21 protein-coding genes and 1 other RNA gene are annotated in these 22,419 nt (G+C 69.8%); 20 read left to right on the forward strand and 2 right to left on the reverse strand.

Features of this window, described 5'->3' with window-relative positions; genetic code table 11:
- Positions 1–58: 58 nt before the first annotated feature.
- From rnpB to murG, 11 genes are all read left to right on the forward strand, one after another.
- An RNA gene (gene rnpB, locus ACSQ2G_RS21290) (RNase P RNA component class A) lies at positions 59–440 on the forward strand.
- Between the two features lie 310 nt (positions 441–750).
- Positions 751–1,218 carry a division/cell wall cluster transcriptional repressor MraZ gene (locus ACSQ2G_RS21295; protein ID WP_310083944.1) on the forward strand — a complete coding sequence of 156 codons (468 nt, stop codon included), beginning with the start codon at positions 751–753 and terminating at the stop codon, positions 1,216–1,218.
- On the forward strand, positions 1,215–2,177 hold the full coding sequence (gene rsmH, locus ACSQ2G_RS21300) for a 16S rRNA (cytosine(1402)-N(4))-methyltransferase RsmH (protein ID WP_436034308.1): 963 nt from the start codon (positions 1,215–1,217) through the stop codon (positions 2,175–2,177). Before ACSQ2G_RS21295 ends, rsmH begins: the two co-directional genes overlap by 4 nt.
- Positions 2,174–2,620 carry a cell division protein FtsL gene (gene ftsL / locus ACSQ2G_RS21305; protein ID WP_436034310.1) on the forward strand — a complete coding sequence of 149 codons (447 nt, stop codon included), beginning with the start codon at positions 2,174–2,176 and terminating at the stop codon, positions 2,618–2,620. The genes rsmH and ftsL overlap by 4 nt, the downstream gene beginning before the upstream one ends.
- Positions 2,617–4,371: a peptidoglycan D,D-transpeptidase FtsI family protein gene (locus ACSQ2G_RS21310; protein WP_436034312.1), complete on the forward strand. Its 1,755-nt coding sequence runs from the start codon at positions 2,617–2,619 to the stop codon at positions 4,369–4,371. Before ftsL ends, ACSQ2G_RS21310 begins: the two co-directional genes overlap by 4 nt.
- Complete coding sequence (locus ACSQ2G_RS21315) at positions 4,368–5,825, forward strand: UDP-N-acetylmuramoyl-L-alanyl-D-glutamate--2,6-diaminopimelate ligase (protein ID WP_436034314.1); 1,458 nt, start codon at positions 4,368–4,370, stop codon at positions 5,823–5,825. The genes ACSQ2G_RS21310 and ACSQ2G_RS21315 overlap by 4 nt, the downstream gene beginning before the upstream one ends.
- On the forward strand, positions 5,818–7,317 hold the full coding sequence (locus ACSQ2G_RS21320; RefSeq protein WP_436034316.1) for a UDP-N-acetylmuramoyl-tripeptide--D-alanyl-D-alanine ligase: 1,500 nt from the start codon (positions 5,818–5,820) through the stop codon (positions 7,315–7,317). The genes ACSQ2G_RS21315 and ACSQ2G_RS21320 overlap by 8 nt, the downstream gene beginning before the upstream one ends.
- Entirely contained in the window at positions 7,317–8,432 is a 1,116-nt protein-coding gene (mraY, locus tag ACSQ2G_RS21325; RefSeq protein WP_436034318.1) for a phospho-N-acetylmuramoyl-pentapeptide-transferase, read from the forward strand. The genes ACSQ2G_RS21320 and mraY overlap by 1 nt, the downstream gene beginning before the upstream one ends.
- A gap of 13 nt (positions 8,433–8,445) precedes the next feature.
- Positions 8,446–9,864, forward strand: a complete 1,419-nt coding sequence (murD, locus tag ACSQ2G_RS21330) for a UDP-N-acetylmuramoyl-L-alanine--D-glutamate ligase (protein WP_436034320.1) — start codon at positions 8,446–8,448, stop codon at positions 9,862–9,864.
- A 170-nt stretch (positions 9,865–10,034) separates the two neighbouring features.
- Positions 10,035–11,207, forward strand: a complete 1,173-nt coding sequence (ftsW, locus tag ACSQ2G_RS21335) for a putative lipid II flippase FtsW (protein ID WP_436034322.1) — start codon at positions 10,035–10,037, stop codon at positions 11,205–11,207.
- A 73-nt stretch (positions 11,208–11,280) separates the two neighbouring features.
- The gene (gene murG, locus ACSQ2G_RS21340; protein ID WP_436034324.1) at positions 11,281–12,366 is read left to right on the forward strand and encodes an undecaprenyldiphospho-muramoylpentapeptide beta-N-acetylglucosaminyltransferase; all 1,086 of its coding nucleotides are present in this window, start codon (positions 11,281–11,283) and stop codon (positions 12,364–12,366) included.
- Positions 12,367–12,378: 12 nt separating this feature from the next.
- Here murG and ACSQ2G_RS21345 read toward each other — a convergent pair whose 3' ends face one another.
- A complete protein-coding gene (locus ACSQ2G_RS21345) occupies positions 12,379–12,951 on the reverse strand; it encodes a TetR/AcrR family transcriptional regulator (protein ID WP_436034326.1) in 573 nt (190 codons plus the stop codon).
- Between the two features lie 44 nt (positions 12,952–12,995).
- On the opposite strand from ACSQ2G_RS21345, the gene ACSQ2G_RS21350 reads away from it, so the two are divergent.
- From ACSQ2G_RS21350 to ACSQ2G_RS21360, 3 genes are all read left to right on the forward strand, one after another.
- The gene (locus ACSQ2G_RS21350; RefSeq protein ID WP_436034328.1) at positions 12,996–13,457 is read left to right on the forward strand and encodes an SRPBCC family protein; all 462 of its coding nucleotides are present in this window, start codon (positions 12,996–12,998) and stop codon (positions 13,455–13,457) included.
- 84 nt (positions 13,458–13,541) lie between these two features.
- Complete coding sequence (locus ACSQ2G_RS21355; RefSeq protein WP_436034330.1) at positions 13,542–13,889, forward strand: hypothetical protein; 348 nt, start codon at positions 13,542–13,544, stop codon at positions 13,887–13,889.
- Positions 13,879–14,409 (forward strand): PIN domain-containing protein, encoded by a 531-nt coding sequence (locus ACSQ2G_RS21360; RefSeq protein ID WP_436034332.1) that lies wholly within the window; start codon positions 13,879–13,881, stop codon positions 14,407–14,409. Before ACSQ2G_RS21355 ends, ACSQ2G_RS21360 begins: the two co-directional genes overlap by 11 nt.
- Here the strand turns inward: ACSQ2G_RS21360 and ACSQ2G_RS21365 are convergent.
- Positions 14,406–14,828, reverse strand: a complete 423-nt coding sequence (locus ACSQ2G_RS21365; protein WP_436034334.1) for a hypothetical protein — start codon at positions 14,826–14,828, stop codon at positions 14,406–14,408. The two genes, ACSQ2G_RS21360 and ACSQ2G_RS21365, sit on opposite strands and share 4 nt — an antisense overlap.
- A gap of 231 nt (positions 14,829–15,059) precedes the next feature.
- Here ACSQ2G_RS21365 and murC point away from each other — a divergent pair, with 231 nt between their 5' ends.
- The 6 genes from murC to ftsA all read left to right on the forward strand — a co-directional run bounded on the left by murC (position 15,060) and on the right by ftsA (position 22,408).
- Positions 15,060–16,478, forward strand: a complete 1,419-nt coding sequence (gene murC, locus ACSQ2G_RS21370) for a UDP-N-acetylmuramate--L-alanine ligase (RefSeq protein WP_436034336.1) — start codon at positions 15,060–15,062, stop codon at positions 16,476–16,478.
- A 128-nt stretch (positions 16,479–16,606) separates the two neighbouring features.
- On the forward strand, positions 16,607–17,509 hold the full coding sequence (murB, locus tag ACSQ2G_RS21375; protein WP_436034339.1) for a UDP-N-acetylmuramate dehydrogenase: 903 nt from the start codon (positions 16,607–16,609) through the stop codon (positions 17,507–17,509).
- Positions 17,510–17,693: 184 nt separating this feature from the next.
- Positions 17,694–19,100 (forward strand): M20/M25/M40 family metallo-hydrolase, encoded by a 1,407-nt coding sequence (locus ACSQ2G_RS21380; RefSeq protein ID WP_436034341.1) that lies wholly within the window; start codon positions 17,694–17,696, stop codon positions 19,098–19,100.
- A gap of 102 nt (positions 19,101–19,202) precedes the next feature.
- Positions 19,203–20,168, forward strand: coding sequence for a D-alanine--D-alanine ligase (locus ACSQ2G_RS21385; protein WP_436034343.1), 966 nt, complete (start codon positions 19,203–19,205; stop codon positions 20,166–20,168).
- Positions 20,137–21,051, forward strand: a complete 915-nt coding sequence (locus tag ACSQ2G_RS21390) for a cell division protein FtsQ/DivIB (RefSeq protein WP_436034345.1) — start codon at positions 20,137–20,139, stop codon at positions 21,049–21,051. Before ACSQ2G_RS21385 ends, ACSQ2G_RS21390 begins: the two co-directional genes overlap by 32 nt.
- Positions 21,052–21,082: 31 nt before the next feature.
- On the forward strand, positions 21,083–22,408 hold the full coding sequence (gene ftsA / locus ACSQ2G_RS21395) for a cell division protein FtsA (RefSeq protein ID WP_436034347.1): 1,326 nt from the start codon (positions 21,083–21,085) through the stop codon (positions 22,406–22,408).
- Positions 22,409–22,419: the final 11 nt, after the last annotated feature.

Below are 22,419 nucleotides of genomic sequence, written 5' to 3' on the forward strand. Positions count from 1 at the left end.
TCTCGCGGGCGACTATGTGTTGACCCGCCGTCACGGACGCGTCAAACACCCTCCCGGACCAGATGGTCGGGCGGCCGCGGCATCTTCGGATGTCGAGGAAAGTCCGGGCTCCACGGTGACAAGGCGGCGGGTAACGCCCGCCGGGAGCGATCCCAGGGATAGCGCCACAGAAAGCAAACCTCCTCCCTCCGGGGCGGGAAGGGTGAAAGGGTGGGGTAAGAGCCCACCGCGGACCTGGCAACAGGGACGGCATGGCAAGCCCCGCCTGGAGCAAGACCGAATAGGGACCCCGCGCCGGCCTCGCGTCGGATAGGCCGTCACTGGCCGAGAGGGTCCGGGTAGGTCGCGAGAACCGTCCAGCGATGGGCGGTCCAGAGGAATGGCCGTCTCGCGCTCTTCGGAGCGTCAGACAGAACCCGGCTTACAGACCATCTGGTCCATTCGCCCCGCGGGGCGCGCGAAAAGTGGGTTCCGGCCCCACGTCTCCCCAAGACCTCGCCGGCGTGGCCGCACGGTCCCTTTGTCGGCAAGGCCCCGCGCAGAGTCTAGCGACCCCGAAATCTTAACAAGTTCCATGTATGTTCTGTTGATAGATTCACGGTCTCTGTGAAGGGGCGCCGCGACACCTTTGTTTTGCCGGCTAAACGGCCGTTGGTGTCATTGTGTCCCAGTCAATCCCATGTTAACCCATCTCGTGTCGGGGCGATCGCGACAGGGCGTCCGGCGGCGGGCTTTAACAGGGGTAGCGAGGTGTTTCTCTCGACGTTCGAGAAGCAGCTGGACAGCAAGCGGCGCATCGTCGTGCCGCAGGACTTCCGCGCCGCGCTCTCGGGTCCGTTCGACGGGATCTTCTGCTTTCCCTCCATCGAGGCCGACTGCCTGGAAGCGGGCGGAAAGAGCCTGTTCGACCGTTACCAGGGCGTGATCGAGGAGCTGCCGTTCGGCGATCCCCTGCGTTCGGCCCTGGAGACCAGCGTGCTGGGCGGCATGGCGCGGCTGTCGTTCGACACCGCCGGCCGCATCACCCTGCCCGACACCCTGTGCGAGATGTTCGGCCTGACCGACTGGGTGGCGGTGGTCGGCCTGGGCGAGCGGTTCCAGATCTGGTCGCGCGAGGCCTTCCAGGCCCACCGCGCCGCCCAGCGCGAACTGGCCCGCGACGGCCTGGCCGCGATGCGCGCCCAGCAGCGCACCGCCCGGATCGGGGGCGCGGCATGAGCGACCTCGAAACCGCCGACGGGGCGGGCGCGCCGCACGTCTCGGTCCTGCTCGACGAGGTGGTCGCCGCCCTGGACTCGGGGCCCGGCGACGTGGTCGTGGACGGCACCTTCGGGGCCGGCGGCTACACCCGCGCCATCCTGGCGACCGGCGCCTCGGTCATCGCCTTCGACCGCGACCCGACGGTCCAGCGCTTCGCCGCCGAGTTTTCCGCGACGGATGGTCGCTTTCGGCTGATTCAGGACCGTTTCTCGCAAATCACCGCGTATCTGGAAGACGCGTCGGTGGACGGCGTGACCCTGGATCTTGGCGTGTCTTCCATGCAGCTCGACGAGGCTGAGCGCGGCTTTTCCTTCATGCGCGACGGTCCGCTGGACATGCGCATGGGCGCCGACGGCCCGACCGCCGCCGATCTGGTCAACGAGCTGGACCAGGTCGAGCTGGCCCGCATCCTCTATGTCTACGGCGAGGAGCACGCCTCGCGCCGCATCGCCAGCTTCATCGTCAAGCGCCGGGGCGAGCGTCCGTTCACCCGCACCCTGGACCTGGCCCACGTGATCGAGCGCGCCCTGGGCGGCCGCAAGGGCGCCAAGGTCCATCCGGCCACCCGCTCGTTCCAGGGCCTGCGGATCGCGGTCAACGCCGAGCTGGAGGAGCTGGAGGCCGGCCTCGTCGCCGCCGAGCGCGTGCTCAAGCCGGGCGGCCGGCTGGCGGTGGTCGCCTTCCATTCGCTGGAAGACCGCATCGTCAAGAATTTCCTGGCCGAGCGGGCCGGCCGCACGCCGGGCGGCTCGCGCCACGCGCCGCCGGTCGAGGCCGGCGCCCCGCCCAGTTTCCAGCTGATCTCGTCCAAGGCGATCGCGCCGGGCGAGGCCGAGCTGGCGGTCAATCCGCGCGCCCGGTCCTCCAAGCTGCGCGCCGCCGTCCGCACCACCGCTCCGGTCTGGAGCGCCGCATGAGCCTGTCGAGCATCTTCGACCGCCGCGTGCGGGGCTTCCGGGTCGTCGAGCTGGTCTGCCTGACGATCCTGCTGGTCCTGGTGCTGGGCGTCTACATGGCCAAGACCTTCGCCGGCCGCGAGCGCGCCCAGATCGCCGACGTCGAGCGCCAGATCGAGGACGAGAAGCTCCGCGTGCGTTTGCTGAAGGCCGAGGTCGCCTATCTGGAGCAGCCGCGTCGCATCGAGCAACTGGCCCAGCGGCTGCAGTTGGCCCCGATCAAGCCCGAGCACGAGACCACCGAGGACGCCCTGATCGACGTGGCGCGCCACGCGCCGGCCGCCCACGCTCCGGCCTCGCCGACGGCGGCGGCCAACACCGACGCGGCCGCCGCCGAGGCACCCGAGTCCACGCCCGACGACTATCCGGCGCCCGAACAGCCCTCCGCGGAGGCGCCGCGATGAGCCTGGCCAATCTCGCCCCCGGCGGCGCGCCCGCGGCTTGGCGCTGGCTGATCGAACGCGTCTGGCGGCTGGAGCACGCCTTCGAGCGCTCGCGCGCCGCCGCGCGGCCCGAGGACGACACCCGCATCCGCATCTTCTTCGTCATGGCCATCTTCGGCCTGGCCTTCACCGTGCTGGCCCTGGGCGCCACCTGGGCGGCGGTGTTCTCCAAGGTGGGCGGCAACGGCTACCTGGCCTCGACCGACGGCGCGCGGGGCGACCTGGTCGACCGCAACGGCCAGCTGCTGGCCGTCGACCTGACCCACTACGCCCTCTACATCAATCCCAAGGACGTCTGGGACGCCAAGGCCACGCGCAAGGCGCTGGCCAAGGCCCTGCCGCAGGTGCCGGCCAAGCGCCTGGACCAGGTGGTGTTCGCCGACCGGCGCGGCTTCGTGGTCGGCGGCATGACCCCGGCCGAGAAGGACGCGATCTTCGACCTGGGCCTGCCCGGCGTCGAGTTCGAGGAGCAGGCGGCCCGGGTCTATCCGCTGGGCGCCAGCGCCGCCCACTTCATCGGCTTCGTCGACAAGGGCGGCAAGGGCCTGTCGGGCGCCGAGAAGGCCCTGGACAAGTCTGTGCGCGAGGCCTCGGCCAAGGGCCCGGACGGCGCGATCCCGCTGTCGATCGACCTGCGCGTCCAAGCCGCCCTGGAGGACGAGGTCCGCAAGGCCGCCATCGAGTTCCAGGCCAAGGACGCGGTCGGCATCGTCACCAACGTCCATACCGGCGAGATCCTCGGCCTGGTCAGCTATCCCGACTACGACCCCAACCAGCTGAACCAGGCTTCGGCCGAGCAGATGACCAACCACGCGGCCGCGTCGGTCTACGAGATGGGCTCGACCTTCAAGGCCTTCACCGTGGCCATCGGCCTGGACAGCGGCGTGGCGACGCCGGCCTCGACCTTCGACGCCCGCCAGCCGTTCCAGCTGGGCTATCGGACCATCCACGACTTCCACGCGGCGCGGAAGATCCTGACCCTGGTCGAGGTGTTCCAGCACTCGTCCAACATCGGCACCGCCATCCTGGCCGAACGGATCGGCGGCGAGCGCCTGAGCCGCTACTTCAACGCCCTGGGCCTGACCAAGCCGGCCAAGGTGGAGTTGTTGGAGTCGGCCCGCCCGCTGACGCCCAAGAAGTGGGACGACGACGCGGTCGCCTCCACCTCGTTCGGCCACGGCATCAACGTCTCGCCCCTGGCCTTGGCCCAGGCCATGGGCGCCCTGCTGAACGGCGGCACGCTGCAGCCGCTGACCATCCACAAGCTGCCCCCGGGCGTGCGCCCGGAAGGCCCGCGGGCGGTGTCGGAGGAGACCTCGCAGCAGATGCTGCAGATCATGCGCGCCAACGTCACCGGCGGCAGCGGCAAGTCGGCCAACATCCCGGGCCTGTCGGTGGGCGGCAAGACCGGCACCGGCGAGAAGTACGACCCGGCGATCCGCGGCTACAACCACCAGCGCCAGGTCTCGTCGTTCGCGGCGGTGTTCCCCACCGCGGGGCCGATCGAGGCCGACCGCTATTTCGTGCTGGTGCTGATGGACGAGCCCCACGGCACCGCCAAGACCGGCGGCTTTTCGACTGGCGGCTACGTGGCCGCGCCGGCTGCGGGTCGTGTGATCGAGCGCATCGCGCCGTTCCTCGGCGTCCGCCGCCAGACCGACATCTTCACCGTGGCCCAGCAGCCGCCAGCCGCTCGGGAGGCGGGACTTTGAGCAAGACGCTTTCGCAGATCCTGAACCGGCCTTGCGCGGCCGACCCCGTGATCACCGGGGTCACCGCCGACAGCCGCAAGGTGCGTGAAGGGTTCCTGTTCGCGGCCCTGCCGGGCAGCAAGGTCGACGGCCGCACGTTCATTCTCGGCGCGATCGCCTCGGGCGCCGCCGCCGTCCTGGCGCCGGACGACGTCGAAGGCCTGTCGGTTCCTGTCATCCACGCCGGCGACCTGCGCCGCGCCTACGCCCTGGCCGCCGCCCAGTTCTGGGCCGAGCAGCCGGCGACCTGCGTGGCGGTGACCGGCACCAACGGCAAGACCTCGGTGGCCGGCTTCTGCCGTCAGATCTACGCCCGTCTGGGCCGCAAGGCCGCCAGCATGGGCACCCTGGGCGTGGTGGTCAGCGAGGCCGGCAAGCCGGACCTGCAGCTGACCCCGCCGGGCCTGACCACGCCGGACGCCGCCGACGTCGCCGAGATGATGGCCAAGCTGGCGAGCATGGGCGTCACCCACCTGGCGGTCGAGGCCTCGTCGCACGGAATCGACCAGCGCCGCCTGGACGGCGTGCGCCTGGCCGCCGCCGGCTTCACCAACTTCACCCAGGACCACCTGGACTATCACGGCACCATGGGCTGCTACCGCGCGGCCAAGCTGCGGCTGTTCGAGACCCTGCTGCCGCGCGGCGGCACAGCCGTGCTGAACGCCGACAGCGACGCCTTCCCGGCCTTCGCCTCGGCCGCCGTCACCTCGGGCCAGTCCCTGCTGACCGTCGGCCACGAGGGGCAGGGGTTGAAGCTGGTCGAGCGCACCCCCGTGCCGGAAGGCCAGCGCCTGAAGATCGCAGCCCAGGGCCGCGCGTTCGAGGTGCTGCTGCCCCTGGCCGGCGACTTCCAGGCCTCCAACGTGCTGGTCGCGGCCGGCCTGTGCGTCGCCACCGGCGAGGACCTGGAGGCGGTGATCGCCGCCCTGGCCACCCTGGAAGGCGCGGCCGGGCGGCTGCAGCGGGTCGGCACCGGCGCGCGCGGCGGCGAGGCCTATGTCGACTACGCCCACACCCCCGACGGCCTGGAGACGGTGCTGGCCGCCCTGCGTCCCCACACCCGCGGCAAGCTGATCGTGGTGTTCGGGGCCGGCGGCGACCGCGATCGCGGCAAGCGGCCCCTGATGGGCGAGATCGCCGCGCGCCTGGCCGACGTGGCCATCGTCACCGACGACAATCCCCGCTCCGAGGAGCCGGCCGCGATCCGTGCCGCCATCCTGGCCGCCGCGCCGGGCGCGAAGGAATATGGCGACCGCCGCGAGGCCATCCGGGCCGGCGCGGCCCTGCTGGCCGACGGCGACGTCCTGGTGGTGGCCGGCAAGGGCCACGAACAGGGCCAACTGGTGGCCGGCGTCAACCATCCGTTCGACGACGTGACCGAGACGGCCCAGGCGCTGGAGGCCGTCCATGCCTGAAGCCCTGTGGACCGCGCCCCTCTGGACGGCGGGCGAGATTGCAGCCGCCACTGACGGCCAGGTGCTCGGCGACTTCGCCGCCACCGGCGTGTCGATCGACAGCCGCAGCATCGAGCCCGGCGACCTGTTCGTGGCCCTGACCGGCGCGCGCGACGGCCATGAGTTCGTGGTCCAGACCGCCGACAAGGGCGCGGCCGGCGCGCTGGTCTCCAAGCCGGTGGCCATTCCGGCGGTGCTGGTCGAGGACACCTTCCGCGGCCTCGAACGCCTGGGCGTCGCCGCCCGCGAGCGCGCGCCCCAGGCCCGGCGCGGGGCGGTCACCGGCTCGGTCGGCAAGACCAGCGTCACCCGCGCCGTCGAGGCGGGCCTGCGCCGCGCGGGCAAGGCTCACGCCTCGGTCAAGTCGTACAACAACCATATCGGCGTGCCCCTGACCCTGGCCCGGATGCCGCGCGACACCCAGCGCGCCGTGTTCGAGGTCGGCATGAACCACGCCGACGAGATCACCCCGCTGTCGGGCTTCATCCGGCCGCATGCTGTGGCCATCACCACCGTCGGGCCGGTCCACCTGGAGAACTTCGCCGACGGCGAGGAGGGCGTCGCCCGGGCCAAGGCCGAGATCTTCGCCGGGCTGGAGCCGAACGGCGTGGCCGTGCTGAACGCTGACAATCCGTGGTTCGGCCTGCTCAAGGCCGAGGCCGAGAAGGCCGGCGCCCAGGTCTGGAGCTTCGGCACGGGCGAGGGGCTGACGGCCCGACTGATCGACTTCCAGGTGGCGAGAACCCCCTCCGGCCCTCCGGGCCACCTCCCCCAAGGGGGGAGGATCGGCGTCGCGCAAGATGCTCCCCCGTTGGGGGAGCTGTCGGCGAAGCCGACTGAGGGGGCTCTCGTCACCGTCGAACTGCGCGGCGAGACCATCCGCTTCCCGATCCTGCAGACCGGCGTCCACTGGGGCCTCAACAGCCTGTGCGTGCTGCTGATGCTGGAGGCCCTGGACGTCGACCGCGAGACCGCCCTGGCGGCCCTGGCCGAGTTCGAGCCGATCGAGGGCCGCGGCGCCGAGCGCGTGGTCCGGATCCCCGGCGGGACCTTCACCCTGGTCGACGAGAGCTACAACGCCAATCCGGTCTCGATGCAGGCCGCCCTGACGACGCTGGGCGCGCGCGACGTGGCGGGCCGGCGCATCGTCGTCTTGACCGACATGCTGGAGCTGGGCCCCCAAAGCGCCCAATTCCACGGCGATCTAGCGACCCCGATCGCGGCGGCCGGCATCGATCTGGTGTTCTGCGCCGGACCGTTAATGAAATCTTTATGGGAAGCGCTTCCGCCGACTCGGCGGGGCGCGTACGCCCAGAACGCCGCCGAACTCGCGCCTCAGGTCGCTTCGGCGATGCGGGCGGGCGACGTGGTGATGGTGAAGGGATCGAACGGGTCGAAGGCGGGGGCCGTGGCCGCCGCCCTGGGCGCGCTCGACCTCGAAGGACAAGGCTGATGCTGTATTTCCTCTACGAGTGGCTGTCGCGTGGCGGACACGAGCACGTCCCGGTTCTCAACCTGCTGAAATACCTGACCTTCCGCACCGGCATGTCGATGCTGACGGCCTATATCGTCGCGGTCGCCATGGGCTCGCGCTTCATCCGCTGGATGAAGGCCAAGCAGGGCCGGGGCCAGCCGATCCGCACCGACGGCATCGCCCGCCACGTCACCGAGAAGGCCGGCACGCCCACCATGGGCGGCTTCATGATCCTGGCCGGCCTGTTCGTCGGTTCGCTGCTGTTCGGCGACCTCAAGAACGTCCACGTCTGGGTGGTGCTGGGCATTACCGCCGCGTTCGGCGTGCTGGGCTTCATGGACGACTACGCCAAGGTCACCAAGCAGACCACCGCCGGCCTTTCCAGCGGCCAGAAGCTGGTCGCCCAGTTCATCGTCTCGATCCTGGCGGCCGTGGTGCTGATCGTCTTCGCGCCGAAGTCGCCCTCGACGGCGGGGCTTGAGACCTCGGTGGTCTTCCCGATCCTCAAGAACCTGGTGATCAATCTCGGCTGGTTCTACGTGGCCTTCGCCGCGATCACGATCGCCGGCTTCTCCAACGCGGTGAACCTGACCGACGGCCTGGACGGCCTGGCCATCGTGCCGGTGATGTTCGCCGCCTCGACCTTCGGCCTGATCGCCTATCTGGTCGGCAACGTGAAGTTCGCCGACTATCTGAACCTGCACTACGTGCCCAGCGTCGGCGAGCTGGCCGTGCTGTGCGGCGCGATCATCGGCGGCGGCATGGGTTTCCTCTGGTACAACGCCCCGCCGGCCAAGATCTTCATGGGCGACACCGGCTCGCTGGCCCTGGGCGGGGCCCTGGGCTCGATCGCCGTCTGCGCCAAGCACGAGCTGGTCCTGGGCATCGTCGGCGGCCTGTTCGTGGCCGAGGCGCTGAGCGTGATGATCCAGGTCGCCTACTTCAAGAAGACCGGCAAGCGCATCTTCCTGATGGCGCCGATCCATCACCATTTCGAGAAACTCGGCTGGGCCGAGAGCACCGTCGTCGTCCGCTTCTGGATCGTGGCGATGATGCTCAGCTTCGTCGGCCTCGCCACCCTGAAGCTGAGATAGGAGAGGGCGCGCCATGATCCCGGTCCGCGGTTTCGAGGGCAAGACCGTCGCCGTGTTCGGCCTGGGCCGGACGGGGCTGACGGCCGCGCGCGCGCTGATCGCCGGCGGGGCCAAGGTGGCGCTGTGGGACGAGAAGCCCGCCAGCCGCGAGGCCGCTGCGGCCGAGGGCCTGAACGTCGTCGACCTGACCACGGCCGACTGGAGCCAGTTCGCCGCCCTGATGCTGTCGCCGGGCGTGCCGCTGACCCATCCCAAGCCGCACTGGACGGTGACCAAGGCCAAGGCGGCCGGGGTCGAGATCCTCGGCGACATCGAGCTCTTCGCGCGCACGGTCAACGCCGCGCCCGAGCACAAGAAGCCCAGGATCGTCGCCATCACCGGCACCAACGGCAAGTCGACCACGACCGCCCTGATCGGCCACCTGTGCCGCCAGGCCGGGCGCGACACCCGGGTGGGCGGCAATATCGGCGAGGGCGTGCTGGGCCTGGAGGACATGCACGGCGGGGCGGTCTACGTGCTTGAGCTGTCGTCCTACCAGCTGGACCTGACCTCCAGCCTCAAGCCCGACGCCGTCGTGCTGCTGAACATCTCGCCCGACCACCTGGACCGCCACGGCGGCATGGACGGCTACATCGCCGCCAAGCGCCGGATCTTCCTCAACCAGGGCAAGGGCGACACCGCGATCATTGGGGTCGACGATCCCTGGTGCCAGCAGATCTGCACCGAGATCACCGCCGCCAACCGCCGCACCATCTGGCCCATCAGCGCCGGCAAGGCCATGGGCCGGGGCGTCTACGCCTTGCAGGGCGTGCTGTACGACGCCACCGGCGAGCGGGTCACCGAAATGGCCGATCTTCTTCGCGCCAGAAGCTTGCCGGGCCGTCACAACTGGCAGAACGCCGCGGCCGCCTACGCCGCCGCCCGCGCCCTGGGCATCCCGCCGCACCATGCGGTCGACGGCCTGATGACCTTCCCGGGCCTGGCCCACCGGATGGAGACCGTCGGCCGGATCGGCAAGGTCGCCTTCGTCAACGACAGCAAGGCCACCAACGCCGACGCCGCTCGCCAGGCGATGTCGTCCTATCCCAGGTTCTACTGGATCGCCGGCGGCGTGCCCAAGGCCGGCGGCATCGACGACCTGGCCGACCTGTTCCCACGCGTCGCCGGCGCCTACCTGATCGGCCAGGCGGCCGAGGACTTCGGCCGGACGCTGGAGGGCAAGGCCCCGGTGCGCCAGTGCGGCGACATCGAGACCGCCGTGGCCGCCGCCTACGCCGACGCCGCCGCGGCGGGCGAGGAAGCCATCGTCCTGCTGTCGCCCGCCTGCGCCTCGTTCGACCAGTTCGCCGACTTCGAGCAGCGCGGCGAGGCGTTCCGCGCGGCGGTCATGGGGCTGGGCAAGGCGCCGGCGGCTTCGGCCAAAAGAGCCTAGATTCAGCGGGTAAGGGCGGGGACACACACTCCCCGCAAGGCGCCGAGAAAGCTGGATGAGCGTTCAAGGGGGAGTGTGTGTCCCCATCTGTATCGGCGGAGTCCATTCGTCACACCCCTCTCAACCGCCACAACAACACTCGATTAACCCTAAGCTCCGACCCTCCAGCCATGACGTTCCAGACCACCCACGCCTTCGCCCGCACCGACCGCTCGCGGCTCGGCGTCTGGTGGTGGACGACCGATCACTGGCTGCTGGGCGCCACGGCGGTGCTGGTCACGGTAGGGGTGCTGCTGTCGTTCGCCTCCAGCCCGGCCGCGGCCGCGCGGATCGGCATCGACGACCAGTTCCACTTCGCGGTGCGCCAGTGCGTGTTCGGCCTGGGCGCGGCGATGATCGTGCTGTCGGTGTCGATGCTGAGCCCGCGAGGCATCCGCCGCTCGGCGTTCTTCATCTACATCCTCGCCATCGGCGTCATGGCCGCCCTGCCGTTCATCGGCCACAGCGCCAAGGGCGCGGCCCGCTGGCTGCTGATCGGCGGCTTCACCTTCCAGCCCTCGGAATTCATGAAGCCGGCCCTGATCGTGCTGGTCTCGTGGATGTTCGCCGAGGGCCAGAAGGGCGAGGGGGTGCCGGGGGTGTCGATCGCCTTCGCCCTCTATTTCATCGCCGTGGCCCTGCTGCTGGTGCAGCCCGACGTCGGCCAGACCGTGCTGATCACCATCGCCTTCGGGGCCGCCTTCTGGATGGCCGGGGTGCCGATCTCGTGGATCATGGGCCTGGGCGCCGTGGCGGTGGGCGGGCTGATGTCGACCTATTTCCTGTTCGACCACGTCCATGCCCGGGTGCAGAAGTTCCTCAGCCCCGACCAGGCCGACACCCACCAGATCACCCGCGCCGCCGAGGCCATCCACGCCGGCGGCCTGTTCGGGCGCGGTCCGGGCGAAGGCGTCATGAAGCGTCACGTGCCCGACCTTCACACCGACTTCATCTATTCGGTCGCCGCCGAGGAATACGGCCTGGTGTTCTCGCTAGCCCTGATCACCCTGTTCGCCTTCGTCGTGGTGCGCGGCCTGTACAAGGCCATGAAGCTGACCGACACCTTCGAGCAGGTGGCGGCCTCGGGCCTGTTCGTGCTGGTGGGCCAGCAGGCCTTCATCAACGTGGCCGTGAACCTGAACATGATCCCGACCAAGGGCATGACCCTGCCCTTCATCAGCTATGGCGGCTCGTCGATGCTGGCCATGGGCCTGACCCTGGGCATGGCCCTGGCGTTGACGCGCAAGCGTCCGGGAGCCTATGGCGGGGCGGGAGAGTTCGATCAGGCGGGGGCCCTGGGATAGCGCTCCAGCAGGAGGCCGCCTTGCCCGTCATTCGCTCGCGTACCGGAGCCGTGCATCCCATGAGTATTTTGGCATGAGCAAGCTGGCCGTCGTCGCCGCCGGAGGGACCGGCGGGCACCTGTTCCCCGCCCAGGCCCTGGCCGAGGCCCTGGCCGCGCGCGGCTGGCGCATCGTGCTGGCTACCGACGAGCGCGGCGCGCTCTATGCCGACAAGTTTCCGGCGGAGGAGCGCCTGGCCCTGTCGGCCGCCACCGCCAAGGCCGGCGACCCGATCGGCATGATCAAGGCCGGCCTTACGGTCTGGCAGGGCGTGAACCAGGCCAAGGCCGCCTTCAAGCGGCTGGACCCGGCCGTGGTGGTCGGCTTCGGCGGCTATCCCGCCTTGCCGGCCCTGCTGGGCGCCCTGGCCCAGAAGCGGCCCACGGTGATCCACGAGCAGAACGCGGTGCTGGGCCGCGTGAACCGTTTCCTGGCGCCTCGGGTCGACGAGGTCGCCTGCGCCTTCCCGACCCTGCAGCGCGCCAAGCCGGCGGTGAAGGCCCGGGCCCACGTGGTCGGCAACCCCGTGCGGCCGCCCGTGCGGGCGCTCTACGACGTGCCGTATCTGCCGCCCGAGGTGCAACTGCGCGTCCTGGTCACCGGCGGCAGCCAGGGCGCGCGCCTGCTGTCCGAACTGATCCCCGAGGCCGTCGCCAAGCTGCCCGAGGACATCCGCGGCCGGCTGAAGGTGTTCCAGCAGGCCCGGGCCGAGAGCATGGAAGGCGCGCGCAAAACCTATCGCAACGCCATGGTCGAGTGCGAGGTCGCGCCGTTCTTCCGCGACATGGCCGGCTATCTGCGCCAGGCCCACCTGGTGATCGGCCGCTCCGGGGCCTCGACCTGCACCGAGCTGGCCGTGGCCGGCCGCCCGTCGATCCTGGTGCCCCTGAAGATCGCCGCCGACGACCACCAGCGCTTCAACGCCCGGCTTCTGGAAGAGGCGGGCGGCGCGGCGGTGTGCCTGGAGGACGAACTGACCGTCGACGCCATGGCCGGGGCGCTCAACGCCCTGCTCAAGGACCCCGAGCGCCTGGCCCGCATGGCGGCGGGCGCGCGATCGGTGGCAAAGCCGGACGCGGCGGAGGAACTGGCGGACCTGGTAGAGAAGACGGCGCGGTAGGCGCCGCTTGCGTCAAGCGACGGCGTCAGCCTTCGTCGCGCCCGCGCAGAACACGCCGACCAACAGCGCGATGCTCCGCTCCGCGCCAGCCTTCGTCTCCGCCTTTTCAAGAATACCGTTGACGGACTGGATCAAGACGCGCGCCAGCGCGACGCCGTCGGCTGGCCTGGCCAGGTTCTCGGTGAGCAGATTGGCGATGACCTTTTCAAAGCGGTCGTTCGCGGCCAGCACGTCGCCGCCGCAGATCTTGTTCTTTTCGTTGATCAGCTCGCGCCCGTACTCGGAGGCGTGTAGTAGCTCATAAACCCAGCTCACGCGGGCGTTGATGATGTCGAGCATGCGTTCGTCCCAAGCGCCCGGCCTTCCGAACGCGGAAACCACGGCGGCATGGACGCGCTGGTTTATCCGGCTGCTCAAGGCGCGGAACACGTCGTCCTTCGTCGGGAAGGCATTGTACAGCGACGTGCGCGAAACGCCGGACGCCTTGGCGATGTCCGACATCGATGTCTTGGCGAAGCCATGCCGCGTGAACTGCTGCATCGCGCCGTCGAGCAGGGCCTCGATCGTGGGGGTGGATGGGATCATAAGTTGAAGTTGACAAAAAGCATCATAAGTGTCAAATTTGTCCAATGAGCGCCAAGCCGTTTATCATCCTGGCCGACGAAACCTTGTCGATCGCCGGGCCCATCTCGAACGTGTTCGCGTTCCTTTCCAATCATGAAAATTACATTCGCTGGTATCCGGGCGTGGTGGCGGTGACATCCGCGGATGGCTTGCCGCATGGAACGGTCGGAAAGGTCTATCAGGAGACCCTTCGATTGCCGTCGGGACGAAACCGGGTTTTTGACATCAAGGTCGTCGAAAGCCGAACGCCCGACCTATTCATGACGGAGGGGACGCTGGCGCCGCTTCATCCCCGGATGGAGATGAGGCTGACCGCGAAATCGGCGCATGAAACCGTACTGAGCTTGAAGTTTTTCAGCCGAAATCAGTCGGCCATGGGCCGCTTTCTGATAGGCGCGTTGGTGCGGGGCGTTGTCCGGAGACAGAGCCTGGCGGGGCTTCGAAAGCTCAAGTCTCTGCTCGAGTAGCGCGGGCTGGGCCGAAAATAGGTGGGGCGCGATTGCCTGTCAGGCATAAAATCTATATCTTCTATAGAAGCTAGAGGTTCCGCCATGCCCAGCCGATCCGCCCATCTCGACGACGATACCGACCTTCTGATCGCGGAAACCGCGAAGCTGGAGGATCGCAACCCGTCCCAGATCATGGCGGCCGCCGTGCGCTGGTACCTGCACCTGACGCCGGGCGCGCGCGATGCGATGCGCCGGATCGAGGCGATCGGCGCGCCGGCCGTGGAGGAGATCGGCTGGACCTTGAGCCGCGCCCTGCTCGAACGCGAATACGACACCTTGGCGCGGCAGGGCGCGCGGTCCTTGAAGACCGCCCTGACGGCCGAAGCGTCCGAGGACGAGATCATGGCCGAAGCGACGCGCATGACCCGGCGGCCGGCGCGTGGCGACTAGGCTCTGTCTGGACCTGAATGTCTGGCTGGGCGCGATCCTGTCGGAAAGGCTGGAGCGTCGCGGAACGGCGGCCCAGACACTGGTCGATGCGGTTCGGTCTGGTCTCAGCCCGCGTGGTCCCGTCGCCTTGGTCGTTTCGTGGGGAATGCTAAATCGGCTGCGAGACGTTCTCGTCCGCTTCGAGTTTGGGCGGATGGAGGCCGATCGCCTCATTCAGGTCATCGCGACCGTCGCGCGCGACGGTCCGTCGCTGACGCTCGGCGGCGTCGGGGTGCTGCCGCTCAATGACGAGGAGGATCGGCATGTGCTGGAGACCGCCTTGGCTGGCGGCGCCGACATGCTGGTCACCCAGAATTTGCGGGACTTCACGGGCCAGGACGCGCGGGCCTTGGTCACGGATCGATACTACGGCGTGGAAACGGCGGGCGGTCGGCTGTTGATCGTCCACACCTACGCCGCGGCCGCCTGGCTGCGGGGCGAGGACCTGCCTGCCGAAGTCCAGGCATTCCCGCGGGTTTAAGGCTCGGCGCCCGTCGCGATCAGCGGCCGGCCGATCGTCACGGCTTGCTCCAGGCTCGTCGCCACGGGCACGCTCGCATAGGGCCGCCACGCGTCACACACCACCCGGGCCACCGCCGCGTCCGCGCTGCCCGCCGGAATGGCCGCCGCCGGCCGCAGGTCGCCGCTGACCGGGCCCTCCCGACCGCCGACCCGGACGCTGGAGAAGCCGGCGTGGGCGATGGTGCGGGCGTCGCAGTCGATCACCTCGTAGCGCCAGCCGCCCCAGAAGGCCTCGGTCCCGGCGGTGAAGCCGTCCTCGGCCACCTGCAGCACGCGCAGCCTGGCGGTGCGGCCGGTCCAGGCGATCCCGCCCATGTCCACGAAGGCGGCGAAGCGGCCGACGTCGGCCAGCCGCAGCTCCAGCGGCGCCTGCGCCATCGAAGGCGAGGCGAGGGCGATCGCTCCTCCCCCGAGCAGGGCAGCGAAACGGGGGAGGTGGCGCGATGCGGATACGCATCGTGACGGAGGGGGCGTCTTGCGCCGGCCGGGCGCCCCCTCCGTCCGCTTCGCGTCCGCCTCCCCCGTTTCACGGGTGAGGAGAGAGAAATCCACGGCTTCTGCACCAAACATCCCGTTTCACCCCGTCGCCAAATCGTCTAATCCGCTGTGATGATCCAGCGTCGACGACCCGTCCCCTTCGAACTCGGCCCCGTGCACTTCATCGGCATCGGCGGCATCGGCATGTCCGGCATCGCCGAGATCATGATCCGCATCGGCTATACCGTGCAGGGCAGCGACGCCAAGGCCAGCGCCAATACCGAGCGGCTGGAAAAGCTGGGCGCGCGGATCTTCATCGGCCACGACGCGGCCAATGTCGACGGCGCCTCGGCCATCGTCTACTCGACCGCGGTCAAGGCCGACAACGCCGAGATGGTCGCCGGCCGCGACAAGCGCCTGCCGCTGGTGCGGCGCGCCGAGATGCTGGCCGAGCTGATGAGATTGCAGTTTTCCGTGGCCGTGGGCGGCACCCACGGCAAGACCACCACCACCTCGATGGTCGCGGCCCTGCTCGACGCCGGCGCGCTTGACCCCACCGTGGTCAACGGCGGGATCATCAACGCCTACGGCACCAACGCCAAGGTCGGCGAGGGCGATTGGATCGTGGTCGAGGCCGACGAGAGCGACGGCAGCTTCCTGAAGCTGAAGTCCACAGTGGCCATCGTCACCAACATCGACGCCGAGCACCTGGATCACTGGGGCGACTTCGACGCGGTCAAGAAGGGCTTTCGCGACTTCGTCGAGAACATCCCGTTCTACGGCTTCGCGGCGGTCTGCACCGACCATCCGGAAGTCCAGGCCCTGACCGCCCGGATCGAGAACCGCCGGCTGGTCACCTACGGCACCAATCCCCAGGCCGAGGTCCGGGTCAGCAACATCGCGATGGGCCCCGACGGGGCGACCTTCGACATCGTCGTCTCGCCGCTGTCGGGCGAACGGGTCCGCTACGAGGGCCTGAAGATGCCGATGGCCGGGCATCACAACGTGCTCAACGCCACCGCCGCCGTGGCCGTGGCCCGCGAGCTTGGCGTCGACGCCGAGGCCATCCGGGCCGGCCTGGCCGGGTTCGGCGGGGTCAAGCGCCGCTTCACCACCACGGGCGTCGCCAACGGCGTCCGCGTGGTCGACGACTACGGCCACCATCCGGTCGAGATCGCCGCCGTGCTGAAGGCCGCCCGCGCGGTCTCGACCGGCAAGGTGATCGCCGTGGTCCAGCCGCACCGCTTCACCCGCCTGCGCGACCTGATGACCGAGTTCAGCAGCTGCTTCAACGACGCCGACACGGTGATCGTCGCCGACGTCTACACGGCCGGCGAACAGCCGATCGAGGGTGTCGACCGCGACCACCTGGTCGAGGGCCTCAAGAAGTTCGGCCACCGCCGCGCCCTGCCGCTGGAAAGCCCCGCCGCCCTGCCGGCCCTGGTCGCCGCCGAGGCGCAGTCGGGCGACCTGGTGGTGCTGCTGGGGGCCGGCGACATCACGAGTTGGGCCTACGCGCTGCCGGGTCAGTTGGAAGCGCTGGCGAAGTAGTCTCTCGGGGGGAGGGACCCCCTCAGTCGCTCCGCGACAGCTCCCCCAGAGGGGGAGCATCTGGAACAATCGATCCTCCCCCTCTGGGGGAGGTGGCCCGTAGGGCCGGAGGGGGCTCGCCGCACCGGATGACCTGGAAAACCCAACTCCCCGCCGTCCGCGGCAAGCTGCTGGTCGACGAGGCCCTGGCGCCGTTCACCTGGTTCCGGGTCGGCGGCCCCGCCGACCTGGTGTTCCTGCCGGCCGACGAGCCGGACCTGTCCGACTTCCTGAAGGCCCTGGACCCGGCCGTGCCGGTGCTGGCCATCGGCGTCGGCTCCAACCTGCTGGTCCGCGACGGCGGCGTCGAGGGGGTGGTGATCCGGCTGGGCAAGGGCTTCAACACGGTCGAGCCCCTGGGCGACAACCGCATCAAGGCCGGCAGCGCCGTACCCGACGCCATCCTGGCCCGCAAGGCGGCGGACGCCGGTATCGCTGGGCTGGAGTTCTACGCCGGCATCCCCGGTACGGTCGGCGGGGCGACGGTCATGAACGCCGGGTGCTACGGCTCCGAGACCGTCAACGTCATCCGCTCGGCCCGGGTCATGGACCGGCAGGGCAACGTGCGCGAGATCTGCGGCGACCAGTTCGACTTCACCTACCGTCACAGCGCTTTGCAGGGCGCGGACCTGATCGTGCTGGACGCCATCTTCGAAGGGACCGCCGACCAGCCGTCGGAGATCAAGGCCCGCATGCGCGCCATCACCGAGCGCCGCGAGACCACCCAGCCGATCCGCGAGAAGACCGGCGGCTCGACGTTCAAGAACCCGCCGGGCCACTCGTCCTGGAAGCTGGTCGACGAGGCCGGTTGGCGCGGCAAGCCTTACGGCGGCGCGATGTTCAGCCCACTGCACAGCAACTTCCTGATCAACACCGGCGAAGCCACCGCCGCCGACCTGGAAGGCCTGGGCGACACCGTCCGCGCCGACGTCCTGGCCAAGACGGGCGTCCAGCTGGAGTGGGAAATCAAGCGCATCGGGCGAAACCTCTGAGGTGGAGGTGCGATCGGGGACATGCACTTGTGCGTGTCCCCAAATCTTGACGCAGCGCTTCCGGCCGGGGACACGCACAAGTGCATGTCCCCGTGTCAGCTCCAAAGGTTACGGATAGTTCATCCGGTTGTTGCCTATCCGCTGGCGGGAGCGGTGCTATGAACCCCTCAACGAGGGAGATTTCATGCGCCTGTTCCGTACCCTGCTGACCGCCGCCGCCGTTTCCGCCCTGATGGCCGGAGCGTCGCACGCCCAGGACGTCAAGACCGCCGAGGCCCTGCGCGACAAGGCCCTGCTGGACCGCACCGCCTGGGACGTCACCGAGGACCTGACCACCACCATCGGCCCGCGGCTGGTCGGCTCGCCGGCCATGGCCCGGGCCAAGGACTGGAGCGTCGCCAAGTTCAAGGCGCTGGGCTTCACCAACGTCAAGGTCGAGGAATTCGCCAAGCCGTCGTGGACGCGCGGCGAGGAGAGCGCCGAGCTGGTCGCCCCCTATCCGATGAAGCTGAGCATCGTGGGCCTGGGCCGCACCGTGCCGACCCCCGCGGGCGGGATCGAGGCCGAGGTGGCGCTGTTCAAGACCTATGCCGAACTGATCGCCGCGCCGGAAAGCGCCGTGAAGGGCAAGATCGTGGTCATCACCCAGCCGATGGTCCGCGCCCAGGACGGCGCCGGCTACGGCGTGGCCGGGATCTCGCGCCGCACCGGTCCGGTCGAGGCCGCCAAGCGCGGCGCGGTGGGCCTGCTGATCCGCTCGATCTCGACCTCGGACTCCACCGTGCCGCACACCGGCGTCACCGCCTTCGGCGACGGTGTGGTCTCGATCCCCTCGGCCGCCCTGGGCGTGCCGGAGGCCGAGCAGCTGGAGCGCCTGGCCGCCAAGGGCCCGCTGCGCATCAGGCTGAAGCTGGCCTCGACCGTCGACCCGGCCGACGTGGCCTGGAACATCTCGGGCGAGATCAAGGGGTCTGAAAAACCCGACGAGGTGATCGTCATCGGCGGCCACCTGGACAGCTGGGACGTCGGCACCGGGGCCCTGGACGACGCCACGGGCGTCGCCATCACCACGGCCGCGGCCAAGCTGATCGGCGACCTGCCCAAGCATCCCAGGCGCACCATCCGCGTGGTGATGTTCGGCTCGGAGGAGAGCGGCGGCTCGTCGGAGGCCTATCTGGCCGCCCACAAGGACGAGGTTCCCAAGATCGTCCTGGCCGGCGAGAGCGACAGCGGCGCCGACCGCGTCTACAGCCTGCAGATCCCCAAGGGTTCGGCGGGGCATCCGGCCATGCAGGCCGCCGCCCGCGTGCTGACCGCCCTGAAGATCTATGTCGACCGCGCCCCGCCGGCCCACGCCGGGGCCGACATCGAGGGCCTGGAGGAGTCGGGCGTGCCGGTGATCGCCCTGAACCAGGACGCCAGCCGCTACTTCGACTACCACCACACCATGGACGACACCCTCAACAAGGTGCGCCCCGACGAACTGGCCCAGAACGTCGCCGCCTGGGCCAGCTTCCTCTACCTGGTCGCCGACAGCGACATCGACTTCCGCGCCCTCAGCGCGGCGGCGCCGGCGGCTCCAGCGCACTGATCTCGAACCCTCTCCCTCTGGGAGAGGGTTTCTTTTGGGCTGCACTGTAAATGCGGCGCGCCTCCCTGACCCCTCCACAACACCCCGCTACCGCTGCGGTCCATGACCCCAGCCGAACGCCCCCTCGTCAACCAGCACATGGCCGTCCTGCTCGGCGGCCCCTCGGCCGAGCGCGAGGTCAGCCTGGCCACCGGCGCGGCCTACGCCGCCGCGCTGGAGCGCCTGGGCGCCCGCGTCACGCGCGTCGATCCCGGTCCCGACATCGCCCAGGTGCTGACCGCCCTCGCGCCCGACCTGGTGGTCAACGGCCTGCACGGCCGCTGGGGCGAGGACGGCTGCGTGCAGGGCGTGCTGGAGACCCTGGGCCTGGCCTACACCCATTCTGGCGTCCTGGCCTCGGCCCTGGCCATGGACAAGGCGCGGAGCAAGGCGGTGCTGACGGCGGCCGGGATCCCGGTGCCCGGCGGCGGCCTGTTCGATCGTCACGATGTCGCCCGCGACCATGTGATGCAGCCGCCCTATGTGGTGAAGCCCAACGCCGAGGGCTCGTCCGTCGGGGTGTTCATCGTCCGCGAGGGCGCCAACGCACCGCCGCGCGAACTGGCCGCGCCGGACTGGACTTTCGGGGAAGAGGTGATGGTCGAGCCCTACATCCCCGGGTTGGAGCTTTCCGTCGCAATCCTTGGCCAGGCAACGGGTCCCAGGGCCCTGGCGGTCACCGAAATCCGCTCGTCCACAGGTTTCTACGACTATGACGCCAAGTATTCCGAAGGCGGCTCGATCCATGTCCTGCCGGCTCCGATTCCAGACGCCGTAAGGGACCGTGCCCTGCATCTCGCCAAGCTTGGCCATGCAAGTCTTGGTTGCCGAGGTGTGACCAGGGCGGACTTCCGTTATGACGGAATTAACGACCTTCTGGTCCTTCTGGAGGTCAATACGCAGCCTGGCATGACACCCACTTCGCTCGTCCCCGAGCAGGCGGACCACGCCGGCGTTTCGTTTGATCGTTTGGTGTTCTGGATCGTGGAGGACGCTTATGCCCGCAAGTGTGCGGGGGGGACCGCGTAAGCCAACGCGCCCCCGGGCCGAAGCGCCCGCAAGTCCGAAGGCTCGATCGGCCGCGCGCAACGCCGCGCCGCCGGCTGGGAAGCTGCAAGCCGCCCGCAACGGCGGCGTGGGCGTGTCGCCGGGCCTGGCCCTGACCGTGGCGGGCGGCGCGCTGGTCGTCGCCGTGGTGGCCACCCTGGTCACCGGCCACCGGGCCGAGCGCCTGGGCCAGGCCATGGCCCGCGGCGTCGACGGCGAGTTCGCCGACCTGGGCTTCAAGCTGAAGACCGTGCACATCGAGGGGGCCTCGCCGATGGCGAAGGCCGACATCCTCAACGCCACGGCCCTGTACCAGGACCAGCCCACCCTGGGCCTGGACCTGGCCGACCTGCGGGCCCGCGTCGAAGGCGTGGGCTGGGTCAAGAGCGCCAAGGTCGTGCGCCTGCTGCCCGACACCGTGTTCATCTCCGTCGAGGAGCGCCCGGCCCTGGCCGTCTGGCAGCATTCCGGCGCCATGCGGGTGATCGACGGCGAGGGGCGGATCATCCGCGAGGCCGACGCCGCGCGCTTCCCGCAGCTGCCGCTGGTGGTGGGGCAGGGCGCCGACCAGGCCGCCGGCGCCATCCTGCCGGCCGTCAACGCCCGGCCGCGCCTGCGCGACCGGCTGGAGGCGCTGGTGCGCGTCGACGACCGTCGCTGGGACCTCCGTTTGAAAGATGGTTCGCTGATCCAGCTGCCGGCCATTGACGAAGAGTCCGCGCTGATTCAATTGGATCAACTCGATCAACGACAACGAATCCTCGATCTCGGTTTCGCGCGCATCGACCTGCGCGACCCGGAGATGGTGGCCGTAAGGCCTCGCGACGCGGTGCTGCCCGGGCAGCCCGTGGCCGGAGGGGCCTGAACATGAACTTGTGTGTGAGGTGACTGTAACCATGTCGCGACTGGATGACCGGAAACAAGCCCGCGAAGGCTTGAAGGCGACGCTGGTGCGTCAGCCGGCGGTCGCGGCCGTCGACCTTGGCGCGTCCAAGGTCACCTGCTTCATCATGAAGGCCGATGGGATCCATCGCGACAACCGCACCCTGACCACGGCCGGCGTCGGCTATGTGCAATCGCGCGGCGTGCGCGGCGGGGCGATCGTCAATCTCGACGAGGCGGCCCAGGCCATCGCCCAGGCCGTGGAGCGGGCCGAGACCGTGGCCGGCGTCAACGTCCAGGGCGTCAGCGTCTGCACGGCCGGCGGCCAGTTGGCCAGCCATCGCGTCCACACCCAGGTGTCGCTGGGCGCCCGGCCGATCGGCGACGGCGACCTGTCGCGGGCCATCGCCTCGGCCCTGGCCCAGGTCCGCATCCCCGGCCGCAAGCCGATCCACCTGCTGCCGATCGCCTGGTCCGTCGACGGCCAGCGCGGCATCCGCGACCCGCGGGCCATGTTCGGCCGCGCCCTGGGTCTGGAGCTGCTGGTCGTCTCGATCAACGAGAACATCTTCCACACCCTGGCCCACTGCGTGGAGCGGGCCCACCTCAGCTTCGAGGGCGTGGTCGCCGCGCCCTTCGCCTCGGCCCTGGCGGCCCTGGAAGAGGACGAGATGGACCTGGGCGCGGTCTGCATCGACATGGGCGGCGGCTCGACCTCGGTGGCGGTGTTCAATAACGGCGCCCTGTGCCACGTCGACAGCCTGGCCGTCGGCGGCGGGCATGTGACGCAAGACATCGCCCGCGGCCTGCAGACCTCGGTCGCCGGCGCCGAGCGCATCAAGACCCTGCACGGATCGGCCATCGCCTCGGCCAACGAGGACCGCGAGATGATCGAGGCGCCGCCGCGCGGCGACGATCCGGGCGCGGGCCCGGTGATCGCGCCCCGGTCGCTGCTGAAGGGCATCATCCAGCCGCGCGTCGAGGAGACGCTGGAACTGCTGCGCGAGCGCCTGAAGGCCTCGGGCGCGCCGGTCGAGCCGGGCGCCGGCATCGTCCTGACCGGCGGGGCCAGCCAACTGGCCGGCGTGCGCGAAGTCGCCGTGCGGGTGTTCGACCGCCCGGTCCGCCTGGGCCGTCCGCGCCGGGTGCCGCACCTGGCCGACGCCGCATCGGGTCCGGCCTTCTGCGCCGCGGCCGGCGTTCTGCACCGCTCGGCCTTCGGTCCGCGCGAGGTGGTCTCGCCCAAGGCCCTGGCCGGAGCGGCGATCCGCAAGCGCCCGATGGACCCCAACGCCAGCCCGGTCGCCCGGGCAGCGGCCTGGCTGCGCGACAATCTGTGATCGAACCATCG

Source organism: Caulobacter sp. LjRoot300 (assembly GCF_964253875.1).
GTDB lineage: Bacteria > Pseudomonadota > Alphaproteobacteria > Caulobacterales > Caulobacteraceae > Caulobacter.